The 16,047-nt window shown below is 35.7% G+C and carries 15 protein-coding genes; 8 read left to right on the top strand and 7 right to left on the bottom strand.

The window, feature by feature from the left end; translation table 11 throughout:
* The first annotated feature begins 189 nt into the window (after positions 1-189).
* The 3 genes from EKM02_RS07245 (at position 190) to EKM02_RS07235 (ending at position 2,781) form a co-directional block, all read left to right on the top strand.
* Complete coding sequence (locus EKM02_RS07245; RefSeq protein WP_126453713.1) at positions 190-789, top strand: REP-associated tyrosine transposase; 600 nt, start codon at positions 190-192, stop codon at positions 787-789.
* A gap of 349 nt (positions 790-1,138) precedes the next feature.
* Positions 1,139-1,357: a DUF2007 domain-containing protein gene (locus EKM02_RS07240; RefSeq protein ID WP_113633582.1), complete on the top strand. Its 219-nt coding sequence runs from the start codon at positions 1,139-1,141 to the stop codon at positions 1,355-1,357.
* 626 nt (positions 1,358-1,983) lie between these two features.
* On the top strand, positions 1,984-2,781 hold the full coding sequence (locus tag EKM02_RS07235; RefSeq protein ID WP_126453711.1) for a Cof-type HAD-IIB family hydrolase: 798 nt from the start codon (positions 1,984-1,986) through the stop codon (positions 2,779-2,781).
* Here EKM02_RS07235 and EKM02_RS07230 read toward each other — a convergent pair.
* Positions 2,778-3,359 carry a hypothetical protein gene (locus EKM02_RS07230; RefSeq protein ID WP_126453709.1) on the bottom strand — a complete coding sequence of 194 codons (582 nt, stop codon included), beginning with the start codon at positions 3,357-3,359 and terminating at the stop codon, positions 2,778-2,780. The genes EKM02_RS07235 and EKM02_RS07230 overlap by 4 nt on opposite strands.
* A gap of 129 nt (positions 3,360-3,488) precedes the next feature.
* On the opposite strand from EKM02_RS07230, the gene mtaB reads away from it, so the two are divergent.
* A complete protein-coding gene (gene mtaB / locus EKM02_RS07225; protein ID WP_126453707.1) occupies positions 3,489-4,817 on the top strand; it encodes a tRNA (N(6)-L-threonylcarbamoyladenosine(37)-C(2))-methylthiotransferase MtaB in 1,329 nt (442 codons plus the stop codon).
* 255 nt (positions 4,818-5,072) lie between these two features.
* Here the strand turns inward: mtaB and EKM02_RS07220 are convergent, their stop codons facing one another.
* The 3 genes from EKM02_RS07220 to EKM02_RS07205 all read right to left on the bottom strand — a co-directional run bounded on the left by EKM02_RS07220 (position 5,073) and on the right by EKM02_RS07205 (position 7,674).
* The gene (locus EKM02_RS07220) at positions 5,073-5,789 is read right to left on the bottom strand and encodes a 3-ketoacyl-ACP reductase (RefSeq protein WP_126453705.1); all 717 of its coding nucleotides are present in this window, start codon (positions 5,787-5,789) and stop codon (positions 5,073-5,075) included.
* 148 nt (positions 5,790-5,937) lie between these two features.
* Positions 5,938-6,774 (bottom strand): DUF6929 family protein, encoded by an 837-nt coding sequence (locus tag EKM02_RS07215; RefSeq protein ID WP_126453703.1) that lies wholly within the window; start codon positions 6,772-6,774, stop codon positions 5,938-5,940.
* Between the two features lie 348 nt (positions 6,775-7,122).
* On the bottom strand, positions 7,123-7,674 hold the full coding sequence (locus EKM02_RS07205) for a hypothetical protein (RefSeq protein ID WP_126453702.1): 552 nt from the start codon (positions 7,672-7,674) through the stop codon (positions 7,123-7,125).
* Positions 7,675-7,892: 218 nt separating this feature from the next.
* Between EKM02_RS07205 and EKM02_RS07200 the strand changes: the two genes are divergently transcribed.
* The 3 genes from EKM02_RS07200 (at position 7,893) to EKM02_RS07190 (ending at position 10,572) form a co-directional block, all read left to right on the top strand.
* Positions 7,893-9,275: an MATE family efflux transporter gene (locus tag EKM02_RS07200; protein WP_126453700.1), complete on the top strand. Its 1,383-nt coding sequence runs from the start codon at positions 7,893-7,895 to the stop codon at positions 9,273-9,275.
* Positions 9,276-9,355: 80 nt separating this feature from the next.
* Entirely contained in the window at positions 9,356-10,267 is a 912-nt protein-coding gene (locus tag EKM02_RS07195) for a prohibitin family protein (RefSeq protein ID WP_126453698.1), read from the top strand.
* Positions 10,268-10,344: 77 nt separating this feature from the next.
* Positions 10,345-10,572, top strand: coding sequence for a hypothetical protein (locus tag EKM02_RS07190; protein ID WP_126453696.1), 228 nt, complete (start codon positions 10,345-10,347; stop codon positions 10,570-10,572).
* Positions 10,573-10,574: 2 nt separating this feature from the next.
* On the opposite strand, the gene meaB is transcribed toward EKM02_RS07190, so the two are convergent.
* Complete coding sequence (gene meaB, locus EKM02_RS07185; RefSeq protein WP_126453694.1) at positions 10,575-11,663, bottom strand: methylmalonyl Co-A mutase-associated GTPase MeaB; 1,089 nt, start codon at positions 11,661-11,663, stop codon at positions 10,575-10,577.
* Positions 11,664-11,829: 166 nt separating this feature from the next.
* On the opposite strand from meaB, the gene EKM02_RS07180 reads away from it, so the two are divergent.
* Entirely contained in the window at positions 11,830-12,744 is a 915-nt protein-coding gene (locus tag EKM02_RS07180; protein WP_126453692.1) for an AEC family transporter, read from the top strand.
* Between the two features lie 261 nt (positions 12,745-13,005).
* On the opposite strand, the gene EKM02_RS07175 is transcribed toward EKM02_RS07180, so the two are convergent.
* Together EKM02_RS07175 and EKM02_RS07170 are read right to left on the bottom strand one after the other, a co-directional pair.
* Positions 13,006-14,580 (bottom strand): calcineurin-like phosphoesterase C-terminal domain-containing protein, encoded by a 1,575-nt coding sequence (locus tag EKM02_RS07175; RefSeq protein WP_126453690.1) that lies wholly within the window; start codon positions 14,578-14,580, stop codon positions 13,006-13,008.
* A 25-nt stretch (positions 14,581-14,605) separates the two neighbouring features.
* A complete protein-coding gene (locus EKM02_RS07170; RefSeq protein ID WP_126453688.1) occupies positions 14,606-16,036 on the bottom strand; it encodes a SusD/RagB family nutrient-binding outer membrane lipoprotein in 1,431 nt (476 codons plus the stop codon).
* Positions 16,037-16,047 lie beyond the last annotated feature (11 nt).

Raw genomic sequence — 16,047 nt, 5'->3', positions numbered from 1 at the left:
TATATTTGCTCCGCAAAGTTTTTAACTTTGAGAAGGTGTAGTTCAGTCTATGCTCCGCAAAGTTTTTAACTTTGAGGAGGTGTAGTTCAGTCTCAGACTGAAATAATAGCAATAGAATAGGCTACATATTTGCTCCGCAAAGTTTTTAACTTTGAGGAGGTGTAAGTATCAGACTGAAATAGTAACAATATGAAAGAAGGCTACATTATCCGAGACCAATCAAAACCTCATTTTATTACGGCAACAGTTGTAGATTGGGTAGATGTGTTTTCTAGAAAAAATTATAAAGATTGCATTATTGAAAGTTTGGATTTTTGCATAAAAAACAAAGGGATGATTTTGTTTGGATTTGTAATTATGTCCAATCATATTCATTTGATTATTCAATCCGAAGAAAGTAAATTATCTGATTTGATCAGAGATTTCAAAAAGTTTACAGCAAAGACTATTTTGAATAAAATAGAAAACGGACCGGAAAGTCGCGCAGACTGGATGTTAAAGCGATTTGAATTTGCTTGTAAAAGTCATACGCGTAATGAAAAATATCAGTTTTGGCAATATGGCAGCCATCCCGAAGAAATCTTTTCTGAAAAATTCATGTGGTCTAAATTAAATTACATCCACATGAACCCAATACGAGCGGGAATAGTTATTAAAGCGTCACATTATTGCTATTCAAGTGCATCAAATTATGTAAATGATGAAGGAATCATAGCAATTACAAAAGTTGACAATCCAGTAATAGATGTTTTAAAACCGTCTTCAATAACGAATAATTTTATTTGGTAACAAACTATTAGATTATAAATATTAAGGTCAGGAGACCTTTTACGCATCCTCAAAGTTGGAAACTTTGCGGAGCTGGGAGCTAAGAACAGGATATTAGATTATAAATAAAAAAGGTCAGGAGACCTTTTACGCATCCTCAAAGTTGGAAACTTTGCGGAGCTAAGAACAGGATATTAGATTATAAATAAAAAAGGTCAGGAGACCTTTTACGCATCCTCAAAGTTGGAAACTTTGCGGAGCTGGGAGCTAAGAACAGGATATTAGATTATAAATATTAAGGTCAGGAGACCTTGTACACATCCTCAAAGTTGGAAACTTTGCGGAGCTAAACAATTAAATAAAGAGCAAAATGGGATTAATGAAAGTGTTTTCGGGAAGTGAAATTTTAGCAATGGCGTTACAAGAAAAAATCGAAGCGATTGGTGTAAATGTAGTAGTGAAAAATAATATACAATCGGCTCGATTGGGAGGATTTGGAAATTCAGATTTGGCGGTTGAATTGTTTGTTCAGGAAACCGAGTTTGCAAAAGTAAACCCCGTTATTGAAGAATTCAGAATGAGTATTTAAAGTAGTATACTTGGTATTGAAATGCGGCTACTAGATAGATATAGCTGCAAAAAAAATAGAATTGATGGATTGGTTACATTGCATTGATCATGAACGTAAACTGAGAAAATAATAGTGTTTAAATTTATTCTCGACCTAAAAGTTGTTGCTCACACTATAGCTGTTATCCAATTGATAAAGAAGAGTGTATAAGTGGGAGTTAAAGAAACTGACGAACGAATTTTATCAGGAAAATATACAACTATTGAGGATTTATAGAAAGAAATGGAGAAATGGTAATATGCAAAAGCCAATTACCATACTTTAGTATAATAAAGCGAAAGCCGATTTAAGACTAATAGTTGAATTTATTAAATTTAACTATCTTCAAGGAGCGAGAAATGGTCTCAGAGATATTGTAATTCAAAGTAAAAATATTCATTTTGTGGAACATTATCAACTTGATGAATTCTTGGGAGGACCATACAGAAGAATGATTATTCTAACGTATAAAATTATTTACAAAATTCATTCTGAAATAAAAATTCGGATTCTTCAAATTTTTGACAATCGTGAGAAGGCAATCAAATTAAAAAAATAATTTGTGAATCTGCGGTAATAGATACTACTACGTTTAAAAAATAAAAATGAAATATAAAATGTTGGTTTTGGACATGGATGATACTTTGTTGAACGATGATCATACCATTTCAGACGAGAATAAAGAGATGTTGGCTAAGGCGCAGGAATTAGGGGTTTATGTTATTCTGGCTTCTGGACGACCTACACCTGCAATGATTGCCTACGCCAAAGAGCTACAATTGGATAATTCCTACATGATATCCTACAACGGGGCAGTAATTACCGATTTAAAGGAAGATAAAATTATTTTTGAGCAAATGTTGACACAAAAGCAAATCCATGAATTGTACGATTATAGTATAAAAAGTAAGACACATATTATTACCTATATTAATGGTAAAATTGTAAGTGAAACGGATTCTGAATACATAGAAATTGAAAAGAAAATTACCGGTTTAGCCCATAATAAAGTGGTGAGTTTTAAAGAGGAAGTGCAGTCTTCAGCTGTAAAATGTATTTTATTGCAAGAGCCAAGTTATTTAAAAGAAGTAGAAAAAGATTTGAAAGCGACTATGCCGCATCTAAGTGTCAGCATGTCAAAGCCGTTTTTTCTGGAAGTAGCACAAAATGGAATTGATAAAGGAGCCAGTATTGAATTTTTAGCCAAAAAATTAAATATTATGCAAAGTGAAATTATTGCTGTTGGAAATGCAGGGAATGATTTAACCATGATTGAATATGCTGGATTGGGTATTTGGGTGGATAATGTGGATCCTGAATTGAGAGATAAAGGCGATGTTGTTGTTGCATCAAATAATGATCATGGCGTTGCTGAGGTTGTGAGGCGATTTATTTTGAATTAAGATTTCTTTTTAGGTGGTTTACAAGTTTTACAGAAATCAGAAAGTTCTTGAATTCTTATTAAAACATCATCGTTAAGTTTTATTAATATATCCTTTTTTTGTCCCAGATTAGTTTTTTTAGAGGCTTCTCCGTGTTCTTCTACATATTCTTTTTGGATAGCATCATAAAGCGGTTGAAGAAAACTAATATCTGAAAAAGTGCCTTTGTTAACGTATAAGTCTTTTCTAAGTTTTCGAGCATAAAGTTCTGATAAATCAAATTCATATTGAGCAAATTTCACCATACGTTCAGCAGTAATAGTGTCAGTTGCTATTATGGAAGCCGATTCTTGTTTGAATGTAGAACTTACTTTGGAATTGAAGTTTTTTGTAAACACGAATTCAACGTTACTCATTTGTATGCTAAAATTTAGTCCAGAAGCAGTTTGTATGCTATTACTATTCACATTGCCAATTTGAGTTGCTTTTGATTTAAAATCGGAAAGTTGGATTTGATATTTTCCATCCCATTCAATGTTGTTCTGAGCATTTATTTGAACCGCAATAAAAAGGAATATAATTGAAATTTTTTTTTTCATTTTGACAGTATAAATTATTGGTCTAGAAGATGCTAAGATATAGAATTTATTGATTTCATTTTCCAGAATATTGTTCGTAAATTTGCACTCTTAATTTTTTGACAACGATTTCATTAATTGAGTTATCTTATGGGAAACAGAAAAAAAGTTGCTTTTTATACACTAGGTTGTAAACTGAATTTTTCAGAAACGTCAACAATTGCCCGTACCCTGCAAGACGAGGGTTTTGATCGGGTAGGTTTTGAGGAAGTGGCTGATATGTATGTGATTAATACCTGTTCCGTTACGGAAAACGCGGATAAGCAGTTCAAGCAAGTCGTGCGCAAAGCGATGAAATTGAACAATAACGCCTTTGTAGCGGCGGTGGGTTGCTATGCGCAACTAAAACCCGAAGAATTAGCGAGTGTTGATGGAGTCGATTTAGTCCTTGGTGCTACCGAAAAATTTAAATTGACCGATTATATCAATGATTTGTCGAAAAATGATTTTGGGGAAGTACACTCCTGCGAGATTTCCGAAGCTGATTTTTATGTGGGAAGTTACTCGATTGGGGATAGAACCCGTGCGTTTTTGAAAGTACAGGACGGTTGTGATTACAAATGTACCTATTGCACAATTCCATTAGCAAGAGGGATTTCCAGGAGTGATGAACTGGAAAATGTATTGAAAAATGCAGCCGAAATTTCGAAACAAAACATCAAGGAAATTGTGCTTACCGGCGTAAATATTGGCGATTACGGTAAGGGGGAATTTGGTAATAAAAAACACGAACATACTTTCCTGGAATTGGTTCGGGAATTAGACAAAGTAGAAGGAATAGAAAGATTGCGAATATCCTCTATTGAACCGAATTTATTGAAAAATGAAACGATTGAATTTGTATCAAAAAGCAGAACTTTTGTGCCGCATTTTCATATTCCGTTGCAGTCTGGAAGCAATGATATTTTGAAATTAATGAAGCGTCGGTACCAACGTGAAATTTATACTGAAAGGGTAAATAAAATTCGGGAAGTGATGCCGCATGCTTGCATTGGCGTAGATGTGATTGTGGGTTTCCCGGGAGAAACAGACGAGCATTTCCTGGAAACCTATCATTTTGTGAATGATATGGATATTTCGTATTTGCACGTTTTTACCTATTCTGAACGTGATAATACTGAGGCAGCAACCATGGCAGGTATTGTTCCTGCTAATGTTCGGGCCAAACGCAGTAAAATGATGCGCAGTTTATCCGTCAAAAAACGCCGTGCTTTTTACGAAAGTCAATTAGGAAGCAATAGAACCGTTTTGTTCGAAAGTGAAAATAAAGAAGGCTATATTCACGGGTTTACGGAAAACTATGTGAAAGTAAAAACGCCTTGGAATCCGGAATTAGTAAATACATTACATGATATTAATTTGACGAAAATTGATGAAGACGGAAGCGTACGAATGGAATTCGTGAATATTGAGGTTTAAAAAGATAAATTTTTGCAGTATGAAGAATGGGTTTTTCTACGAATATAATAAATATTTTTTTTAATTAAAAGGGGTTAATATAAACTGTATTTTTTTTCAAATGCTTTTTTAAAGAATTTGAAATAGGTATTATAAGCTATAAAATCTGCTGGATCTGCAAAATCTGCGTGAAAAATTTTCAGCACGCAGATTTTGTAGATTTTTGCAGATTTTTTTTAAACAATTTGTTTTGTCATTTTCTTTGTTTAAATGGTGTTACGGATTCGTAGACCAGATACTGCTATTTTTGACAAATACGCGTCGGTTTAATTTAAGCTGTGCGATGATTAATTCGGCCATATCTTCGGCTTGCATGACTGTGTCCGGATTTCCGTCTGTCAATTTTAAATCTTTGGCCATTTCCGTGGCAACCGTACTTGGGGTTAAGGCTGTTACACGAATATTGTGTTTACGCACTTCCTGCATCAACGATTCCGTTAATCCTAAAACGGCAAATTTTGAGGCACTGTAAGCACTTGTCAGTGCATTGCCACTTAATCCGGCTGTGGAAGAAATGTTGATGATGTCCCCGGTTTGTCTTTCGATCATATTGGGTAAAACGGCGCGGGTTACATAATAGGTTCCCATTAAGTTTACCTGAATGATGCGTTCCCAATCCGTAGGTTCTAATTCTAAAAATTTTCCAAAAGCGGCTATACCGGCATTGTTGATTAGAATATCAATGGTTCCAAATTCAGTCAATGCTTGCTCAACGGCAGCGTTTACCGAGTTGATATCAACAACATCAGCAGTTATTGCGAGTGCTTTTACGCGCAACGAACGCACTTTTGCCGCTACGCTGTCTATTTCGTCCTGTGTTCTGGCAATCAAAATTACATTGACACCTTCTTTGGCTAGGGCCAAAGCGATTGCTTTACCAATTCCTTTTCCTGCGCCGGTGATCAGGGCATTTTTATTTTTTAAATCTGTCATTTGGAGAATTATTTTAGGCCAATAAAAGGCTAAGTTTACTGTAAAAGTAGTCCGTTTTACATTTGAAATCTATTTTGATTTTCTATTTAATCTAAATTTAACGTTCTGCTATTTTGACAGCAACGAACATTTTTTAATCAAATGGACTTTATTTTTTGTCCAAAGTCAGTTTGTAAATTTCGGTTTCTAAAACCTCGGTATCTTTGTCTTCACAGAGCAGGAATTCTATTTTTTCTTTTGAATTGGTGTATAAAGTCAACCCTTCGAATTTATGGGTGCTGCTAATTTTTTGTGTGAAATCGATTTTCATGGTTTTCAGGTTGATGCTTCCAATAAGACTTCCTAAAATTTCGCCATCCTCATAAGTAGATTTGGTATCTTCGGCTGTGGCCAAAAAATAAATGCTGTTGTCGACTAAAACGGCATCGGTAAAACTACTTCGTACTCCTTGTATTTTTGGGAGTTTGTAGTTGTTTGAAAGAATAGCGAAATCAGTAGAGAGGTTTTTTCCTTCGATGGTAAAAAGGACATTCTTATTGGCGCTTCCGTTGCCACGATTCACTAAAAACCAACTTTTGCCATTGTAGATGGCACCTTCAATGTTGAAATCTTCGGGTTTTATTTCCCCGAAACTTTGCAGCGCTGCATATAAATTAGTGATATCATTTGTGGCAGTTACTCTTTTATGGCTGGAGTTGATTTGAATCATTTTGTTTCTTTTTTCGGTGGAACCGGAGCCAAAAACATACACGCTGTCTTCAAAATGGGTTATGGCTTCAAAATCAGCTTTGTCTTTTTTTGGTGTGTTCTCTGTAGGATTTTCCAGTAGCGGATAGCGTTTTAAATCTTTGGAATCGATGTGATATTCGTAAAGAAAGCCGCTGTTGTCGCCAATAATCAGTAGCGAATTGTCTTTGTAAATAAGTCCCGATGCGGAACCAATGCCGATGATTTGAAACAGTAATTCGAGTGTGAATTTTTCCATTGTATGTGTTTTGAAAACAAGTGCCTAGCCCAGATAATAGTGGAAATCCTTTTATTATTTTTCTTTAAAATAATAAAAGATTGCAACGAATAGCTGGAATATGCTCCTGAAATTCATCAGGATTAATCCTTATAGTTTGTTACATTTGAGTTGCAAAGATAAATTATTTGTTATGAAATCTATAAATCCCAATGATTTTAAAGTGATTGGCAAAATGGAGCGAGTTGCAGGATGTGACGCATGCGCGCAACAGGTTCTGGGTTTTGATTTGTTTGCAAGGCATGGATACATCGTTAAGTGTAGCCTGATTTGGGAAGTTTGCGGTTTTTAACCGAATGCAAAATAACGTTATAGTTTGAAACCATAAGCCACACGAACGCCAACTTGTCCTACACCTTCTCCTGGAGTTCCATTGTTATTCACTCTAGGAAAATCAGAATAGTGCTCATATCGCAAAGAGATATCAATGTATTTTGTAGCGTAACCAATACTTGGCGCTACGATTAATGAGGTTTCATTATAACCGTTAGTCACTGCAAAAGCAGCACCGGCTTCTCCCATTACATAAAATTGATCGTCCCATATAAAAGCTTTAAAACCTGCTTTTGCCGGAATAAACCCTAGATCAGCTCCGTCAACTTTACTTACAAATAAGTTGTTGAAACCAGTTGTTACGGTTACAGAATATCGTTTTGATAAATCATATTGTAATCTGGCATCGGCTCCTAAGGTTAATTTGTATGGATCATTTACGGAATATCCACCATTTACACCAACTCCTAAACGGAATCCTTGATCATAGTGCTCTACTTTGGTTGTTTCTTGAGCTTGTACATTATTTGCAAACATCATTACGATGGTACATGCAAAGGCGATTTTCATTTTTTCTGTGATTTTCATAATTGTATTTTTTAAATTTCTGTTCTGTAGGTTAAAATGCCCCCAAAACAACATATCAAAAGTAACAGTAACAATGCTGAAAAAGTTATACAATTATTTCGTTATGTTATAGAATTTATAACTTGCAGCCTGTTTCACTAAAAAAGTAGTGATATATATCAAATAGTAGTGATGCAATTGAAAGCTTCTAATTATATTTGCCATCAAAAAAGCAAAAAGTGAATTTATCCCAATACTTCAAAGAGTTTTCTTATAATATAAGATTAGCGTATCCCATAATTTTAGGAATGTTGGGACATACCTTAATAGGGATTGTTGACAATTTCATGGTAGGAAAATTAGGGTCTACGGAGCTGGCGGCGGTATCACTGGGAAACAGTTTCATCTTTATTGCGTTATCGATAGGAATAGGATTTTCAACAGCAATTACTCCTTTAGTTGCAGAAGCTGATGCGGAAAAAGAGGAGGATAAAATCCGTTCTATTTTTCACCATGGATTGCTTTTATGTACAGTTCTTGGAGTCGCTTTATTTATTCTGACCGTTTTGTCCAAACAAATTATGTACTTGATGCACCAACCCAAAGAAGTGGCTGACATGGCTGCTCCGTACATTGACTGGGTTGCTTTTTCTTTGATTCCGGTAATAATATACCAGGGATACAAACAATTTGCGGATGGTTTAGCAAAAACTAAATATTCTATGTATGCCATACTTATGGCTAATGTGGTGCATATTTTTTTTAACTATGTTCTTATTTATGGCATTTGGATTTTTCCTAAATTAGGTATTCTTGGGGCGGCTTTAGGAACTGTCATTTCAAGAATTATGATGGTCGTTTTTATGCATTATTTAATAAAAAGAAATGCAGCATTAAAACGATATTTCAAAAATTTCAGTTTCAAGGAAATACGAAAATCAGTGTTGAAAAAAATCATCAATCTTGGGTTGCCTTCAGCTATGCAAATGCTGTTTGAAGTAGCATTGTTTACCGCTGCTATTTGGCTTTCAGGTTCGATTGGAAAAAATAGTCAGGCCGCCAATCAAATAGCCCTTATCCTATCATCATCAACATTTATGGTCGCCATGGGATTGAGTGTTGCCGCCATGATCCGCGTGAGTCATACCAAGGGAATGAATGATTACAAAGAATTGATTGTTGTAGCCCGTTCTATCTTTTTACTGGCTATAATTTTAGAAACATTTTTTGCCATTATTTTTGTGGCGTTTCATCAATACCTGCCACATTTATTTTTGAATATGTCTGATTCGGCTCAAATGATTGATAATTCTGAAATTATCACTATCACATCAAAATTACTGTTAGTAGCCGCTGTTTTTCAAATTTCAGATGGAATTCAAGTTGTTGTTCTTGGTGCTTTACGTGGCTTGCAAGATGTAAAAATCCCCATGTATATTACCTTTGTGTCCTATTGGGTTATTGGTTTTCCAATTTCTTACTATCTGGGAAACTATACCAATCTAAAAGCAGTTGGGATTTGGATCGGGCTTTTGGCAGGATTGACGGCAGCCGCTTTATTTTTGTATATTCGCTTTGCGAGATTGACAAGAAAGTTGGTTGTGAAGCATTCAAAAAAATAAAGTTCTTCCAATGTTTTTAAAAAAAGTCTTTATTTAAGTTTAATTGCTGTAAATTGTCATTTAATCTTAAATATTTTTAAATGATTTTAATTATATTATTAGGAATTCTTTTAGTGATTGTAAGTTTTACACTAAAAAACAATCCAAATCAATTTACACAATTTGCTCCTATTGTCAGAATAATAGGATTTATAGTAATTCTTCTTGGTCTTTTTTCTTCGGCTTTTAAACAAGTAGAAGCGGGTAAAGTGGGCGTTAAGACACTTTATGGGGATGTGCAACCTGATATTTTAAATAGTGGTTTAAATATCATTAACCCGCTTATGGATGTTACTTATTTTGATATACAAACCCAAAATAATACCATGGCTTCCGAAGTGAGCGAAGGAAGTACACTTGCAGGTGGTAATGCCGTTCGTGTTTTGTCGAATGATGGACTGGAAGTTGTTATTGATCTAACGGTTTTATTTCGAATCATTCCTACGGATGCGCCTAAAATTTTAAAACAAATTGGGGTCAATTATAATGACAAAATTGTGCTTCCGGTTACTCGAACCCGAATTCGGGATAATGCGGTCTATTATGATGCAGTCTCTTTGTATTCAACCAAAAGAAATGAATTCCAACAACGTATTTTCAAAAGTATAGAAGCTGATTTCAAAAAAAGAGGAATTGTTTTAGAACAATTGTTGATTCGAAATATTAATCTTCCAACATCGGTTAAAAAGACCATTGAGAGTAAAATTAATGCAGAACAGGATGCTCAAAAAATGATTTTTGTTCTTCAAAAAGAGAAACAGGAAGCGGAACGTAAAAGAGTAGAAGCCCAAGGAATTGCAGATTATCAAAAGATTATTTCTACAGGTTTGTCTGACAAGCAATTGCAATACGAATCCATAAAAGCACAAAAAGAATTAGCGGCTTCTGCTAATACTAAAATTATATTTATGAATGGTAAAGGAAATACACCAATAATCTTGTCGGATAAATAGTTTTTTCAAATCCTTAATCGTTAATTTGTTTCGCAAATACACATTTAATAAAAAAGTAAATTAACGATTATAGCAACATGGAATTACCAAAATTTTTACTGGGTGACAATACCGATTTTCCGGAAGATATTTTTATCATTCATTTGGATTATCCCCGATTTATTATCAATCTGAAAGACGATGAAGTCGAATTTATCGAAGAAGCCGAAGATCTGGATGAAGGCGAACTAAATGCAGAAATGGAAGGATTAATTGTTCTTGCCAATGAGTTTTACGATCGAGAAATCAAACTTTACGAGGAGTAAATCTATTTTTTTAAATAGGTTTCTAATAATTTTTGAGCGGCTGCAAAGGGTGAAATTTCATCATTTTGCACCGCTTTTTTAGTTGCATTCATTGATGCTTGAATTTCCGGATTATTGTAAAAATTAGTTTTTAATTGTTCGTTGATGGTTTCTAACATCCAATATTGGTTTTGTTCTTTCCGTTTTTCAAAGAAATAATTATTGACTTTAGTAAGTTCCAGAAATTTATGAATGGTTTCCCAAACTTCCGCTATTCCTTCGTGACTTATGGAGCTACAGGTAGAAGTGGTAGGGATCCAGCCTGATTTTTTAGCCGGAAAAAGATGCAGAGCTCTCTTGAATTCCAGTTTGGCTAATTGAGCTTTTCGGAGATTGTCTCCATCGGCTTTATTAATTACGATGGCATCGGCCATTTCCATAATACCGCGTTTTATTCCTTGTAAATCATCACCAGCCCCGGTAATTTTTAACAACAAAAAGAAATCTACCATGCTGTGTACTGCGGTTTCACTTTGACCAACACCCACCGTTTCGATCAATATAGTGTCAAAACCGCAGGCTTCACAAAGCGTGATGGTTTCCCTGGTTTTTCGGGCTACTCCACCTAGGGTTTCCCCTGAAGCAGATGGTCTGATATATGCATTTTTGTCTTTAACCAATTCCTCCATTCGGGTTTTATCACCTAAAATACTTCCGTGCGAAATGGTACTGCTCGGATCTACTGCCAAAACAGCTACTTTCTTTCCTAAACTGGTCAAGTGCAAACCAAATGCTTCAATAAAAGTGCTTTTTCCTACTCCGGGAACCCCTGTTATTCCTATTCTGACGGATTTATTGGCGTGAGGCAAACAAGCATTTATGACTTCATTGGCTTTCGCTAAATGGTTGGTGTTTGTACTTTCTACTAACGTAATGGCACGACTCAAAGCTGTGATATTTCCCGCTAATATGCCGCTAAAGAGTTCGTTAGATGAAGGTTGTATTTTTCTAAATTGCTGGATATGTTCCACCGCTGCAGCACTGATAGCTTCAGGAGAAGAAATCCCAGGTTTTTCGTTAAGGGCAGAATGAGGTAGTTTTTTATTTGGCAAAGCAGCTTTTTTTAAAAGTAAAATTAATAAAAAAGGATGGTGAATGAATAGTGATTTGCATAAAATATCAAATTGATCGTGATCAGGCTTTTGATGCACAGCTAAATCAATAATTTTATTTTTTGAATTGAGTTTATAAAGGATTTGTCAATATCTTTGCACCATTATGAATAATTTTATCTTGATTTTTGTTTTTTTATTCCTCGGTATTGTGCTACAAAATATAAAAGCATTCCCTGTTATTAGTGTTTACAAGCTGTTAAATAAGCTTGTTATTTATATTTGCCTTCCGGCTCTGGCCCTGTATTATATTCCAAAAATAGACTGGAGTCCTGAATTGTTATTCCCTATTGGGGTAGCCTGGATTGGATTTGTAGTTTCCTATTTGTTTTTTAGTTTTTTAGGAAACAAATTTGGCTGGTCTAAGAAACTCACTGGGTGTTTAATTATCACGGCTGGTTTAGGGAACACATCTTTTTTAGGTTTTCCAATAATTGAAGCGTTATATGGTGAAGAAGGTTTGAAAACGGCTATTTTAGTAGATCAGCCCGGTTCTTTTGTTGTGCTTTCGACCTTAGGGATTCTGGTGGCAACAGTATACTCTACCGGAAGTCCAAATGGTGTTCAAATTGCTAAGAAGATTCTGTTTTTTCCACCTTTTATAACTTTTTTAGTAGCCTGTTTGATGAATGTTTGTAATGTGGATTTCCATGAGTACATCCAAGTTTTATTTCAAAAAATGGGAAGTGCAGTAACTCCTTTGGCTTTGCTATCGGTTGGTTTGCAATTGCGTTTTGAACGGAAAAGCCAGCACTGGAAGTTTTTAGGACTGGGCCTTTTGTATAAATTAATTTTGACCCCGGCTCTTATTTATGTATTGTATGTATTGATTTTGCAACAGCATTCTAAAATTATTCAAGTTGCTATTTTAGAGTCGGCTATGGCCCCAATGATTACAGCTTGTATATTAGCTTCTACGCACGGTTTAAAACCTCGATTGAGCAGTATGATGATCGGTTTTGGAATACCACTATCTTTTATCACGTTGTTGTTTTGGTATTTTTTGGTTCAATTGGTGTAGTTTCTCGGTTGCTAAAGAAAATCGATAAACTAGCCTCACTTACTTCATTCCAATATCGGAAAGGATGGTGATACGTTGGTATAGGACTATGATTTCAGACTGTTTTGAAAGAAAAAAAGTTGATTTTAGTCTGAAATCCAGAAAAAGGAATGTGCTGTACTATTATATGGGTGCAGCGTACTCCTATTTATTTTGAATAAAAAAAGCTCGCTTGGATTAAAATCTTTAGCGAGCCTTTTAAAAAATAAAAAACAAACAAACTTATTTTTGATTCTCCAAGCGGTAGGAAGTTGTTTCAGTGTAGGTTTTTCCAAATTGATCTGTGGCTTTAATCTCGATCGTATGTACGCCTATTTCCAGATTCGTAGGAATTTTTCCCTTCCAAAGATGTTTGCTTTCTATAGGATTAGACGAGCGTCTACCGGGAATTAATTCTTCGGTTAGATCCCATTCATAAACCTCAGTGGCATACGAAGGATCTATTTCCTTTACATAGTCCATTGCTTTCCATTCGTCTTGGTCTACACGGTATTCGAGGTTGTCGTTTTTACTTCCCATAAAGAAATTCACATAAATTCCGGATCGTGTAGGACGGCCTTTTTCAACTACTTTGGGTGCAAAAACTTCCATTTGATAGGTTTTGGGTTTGCCCGCCACTTTATAATCCAGACTGTATTTATTTCCTTTAAAATTAATAAAGGCGTATCCTTTTGGTGTTCCATCACGCATGGTCGAAACCGGAACGCCTTCAGAATTCAGTTTTCCGGAATACCAATCTCCGGAAGTGGTTCCTACATTGTAATGATGGTGTGGTTTTTCCTGTAACCAGCCATCGGTTTTGCCAAAGTAATCCTGGCGTTGAATGTGGGTATGGGCAGAAAGAGAAAGTGTGTTTGGGAAATCTTTTAAAAGCTCGAATAACTGATCCCGATCTTCATCTCTGAAAGTATCTTCATCGGTAGGCTCACTTATTGGAATATGAAAAGCCAGCACTATTAAATGTTCTTTTGAAACCAATTTCAAATCATTGGCTATAAACTGCAACTGTTTTGGTGTAAAACCGCCCCAATATCCTTTTTGATTTCGGGGATCAGGATAGAGCACATTATCCATGACGATAAAATGGACTTTACCATAATTGAAGGCATAATTTGCTGGGCCAAAATGGGCTTCGTAGGTTTCATCGGCCATTTCATCTGTGGTGGCATCAAAATTAAGATCGTGATTTCCCAATAAATTGTACCACGGAATCCCCGCTTTTTGTACCGCTTTAATGTAAGGATTAAAAAGAGCAAGGTCATTTCCCACTAGATCTCCCAGGCTCAATCCGAAAGGAACATTTTTAATTCCTTCTACTTCGGCTACAATCCCTTTGGCAAAAAAGTCAACTTCAGCCTGGGTATAAGGTTGCGGATCACCAAAAATAAGAGCTGTAAACTCTTGATTTTCCTGTTGGGGAACCAAACCAAAATCGATTGATTTAGGCAATTTTCCCGTGGGGTCTACTCCTTTGAATTTTAATTGAGGAGAGCCTTTGGGTTTGTGATTGTAAAAAAACTGGGGCAGATTATTTTCATCCACGCCTACTGTATAATTGGCGGGTTTAATTACGGCTATAATTGCATCGTCGCTAATAGGCAGGATGTATTTACCTTTTTCATCGGTAAGGACCACTTCCAGACCATTGGTTACGGAAACATTAGCAATTCCTTTTTCATTTCGTTCTTTTTTGCCGTTCTGATTGTGGTCTTCAAAAACATAACCTTGAACGTTGGTTTGTGCCATAATTCCTATTGAAAACAGCAAGGCACAAATGGAGAATGTTGATTTTTTCATTGTTTATTTATTTTAAATTAAGATTTTATTTGTCCCACCAAACTTTAGTGTTAATATCATCTGTACCCAACATTTCAACTGCTTTGAGGTAATTTTGCTGGTTGTTGATTTGAATGCTCGTTGGATAATAAAAACGGGAAGGCATAATTCCATTATTTTCCATGGCAGTCGTTTTTGGAAGAATTGGGAATCCAGTTCTGCGGTATTCAAACCATTGTTGGTAATCGATAAAATAAAGGGCATAATATTTTTGAAGCATGATTTTTTCTAAAGTACCATCATAAGCTGCTAATGAATTATCAAAATAAGTACTGGGTATTGTGGCTCCCAATTGCTCCATGGCGGCCTGAACTCCTTTTTTATAATGCGTTTCGGCATCCGTAGTGAATCCTCTTTGCGCCATTTCGGCTTTTATAAAGGCTACTTCGGCATACGTCATCAAGAAAATATTCATGGGATTGGTTATCTGAGTTGCATTAAACGTAGAAGCATTGTAAGCAAACTGAGATTCAGCTCCTGCATAGGCGCTGGGAATTCCTTTGTAGCCTATGGAAACATTGTTTAAGTCTCTTGCAACACCAGCAATAACAGGTCTTCGTGGATCGGCCATGGTGTTTAGATTATCTATAAAAAAAGAGGCTATTTTTACGTTTAAACTAAAATCCTGTGGTCTTCCCCAAGGAGAAACATTAGGGGTTACTCCAGTTACTTTCAGGATGGCAGATTCGGATGTGTTTTCAAAAACAGGATATTGTGTTGGATTTTGAATCATCGTTGCCAACTTTTGAAAAGAATTGGTTTCGGTACGGTTGGATATTCTCAACAACAAACGCATTTGAAGGGAATTAGTGAATTTTCTCCATTTTGTGACATTGTTTTGAAAGAGGATGTCACTGGCATAAATCATAGGAGTAGTGGAATTATAAAGGGCATTTGCTCGTTCTAAATCGGCTAAAATAGTGGTGTAAATTAATTCCTGAGAATCAAATGCGGGATAAAGGTTGCCTTCCTCACCGTTTACAGCTTCGGTCATGGGAACCGGTCCAAAAATATCCGTAAGATTGGCATACACCCATGCATTTAGTGTCAGTGCAATGGCTTCATAATTGCGATCCTCTGCCCGTATCGCCGCAGTTTTCATTTCCTTGATATTATTGAGCCATTTGTAGTAATTAGCCCAGGACGAATAGCCTATTTCCTGACTTAAATCATAACGGTGAAGCCCTCCGGAAACGCTGGGAAAGGGGAGCGATACCTGCATCAAATCGAACGTGACACCCGCACTTCTAGTCGCGTTGTGTGTAGCCAGACCATAAATAATAGGATTAATTAATGTTCCTGGACTTATCTGGGCAATCCGGTTAGGGTCTTCATTGAGCTCGCTAAAATCGCCCGTGCAAGCAAAGTTTAACAGTATTAGAACTAAAGTAGCAGTAAAAATTTGTATTTTTTTCATCTTTAAATAAT

This window comes from Flavobacterium sp. RSP49 (genome assembly GCF_003968735.1).
In the GTDB taxonomy this organism is placed as follows: domain Bacteria; phylum Bacteroidota; class Bacteroidia; order Flavobacteriales; family Flavobacteriaceae; genus Flavobacterium.
The sequence above is the reverse complement of the archived record's forward strand: the minus strand, read 5'-3'. Positions and strand labels throughout refer to the sequence as shown.

Coding starts and splice junctions, on each gene's coding strand:
- EKM02_RS07245 (WP_126453713.1), top strand. CDS start 190: ATGAAAGAAGGCTACATTATCCGAGACCAATCAAAACCTCATTTTATT.
- EKM02_RS07240 (WP_113633582.1), top strand. CDS start 1,139: ATGGGATTAATGAAAGTGTTTTCGGGAAGTGAAATTTTAGCAATGGCG.
- EKM02_RS07235 (WP_126453711.1), top strand. CDS start 1,984: ATGAAATATAAAATGTTGGTTTTGGACATGGATGATACTTTGTTGAAC.
- EKM02_RS07230 (WP_126453709.1), bottom strand. CDS start 3,359: ATGAAAAAAAAAATTTCAATTATATTCCTTTTTATTGCGGTTCAAATA.
- mtaB (WP_126453707.1), top strand. CDS start 3,489: ATGGGAAACAGAAAAAAAGTTGCTTTTTATACACTAGGTTGTAAACTG.
- EKM02_RS07220 (WP_126453705.1), bottom strand. CDS start 5,789: ATGACAGATTTAAAAAATAAAAATGCCCTGATCACCGGCGCAGGAAAA.
- EKM02_RS07215 (WP_126453703.1), bottom strand. CDS start 6,774: ATGGAAAAATTCACACTCGAATTACTGTTTCAAATCATCGGCATTGGT.
- EKM02_RS07205 (WP_126453702.1), bottom strand. CDS start 7,674: ATGAAAATCACAGAAAAAATGAAAATCGCCTTTGCATGTACCATCGTA.
- EKM02_RS07195 (WP_126453698.1), top strand. CDS start 9,356: ATGATTTTAATTATATTATTAGGAATTCTTTTAGTGATTGTAAGTTTT.
- EKM02_RS07190 (WP_126453696.1), top strand. CDS start 10,345: ATGGAATTACCAAAATTTTTACTGGGTGACAATACCGATTTTCCGGAA.
- EKM02_RS07180 (WP_126453692.1), top strand. CDS start 11,830: ATGAATAATTTTATCTTGATTTTTGTTTTTTTATTCCTCGGTATTGTG.
- EKM02_RS07175 (WP_126453690.1), bottom strand. CDS start 14,580: ATGAAAAAATCAACATTCTCCATTTGTGCCTTGCTGTTTTCAATAGGA.
- EKM02_RS07170 (WP_126453688.1), bottom strand. CDS start 16,036: ATGAAAAAAATACAAATTTTTACTGCTACTTTAGTTCTAATACTGTTA.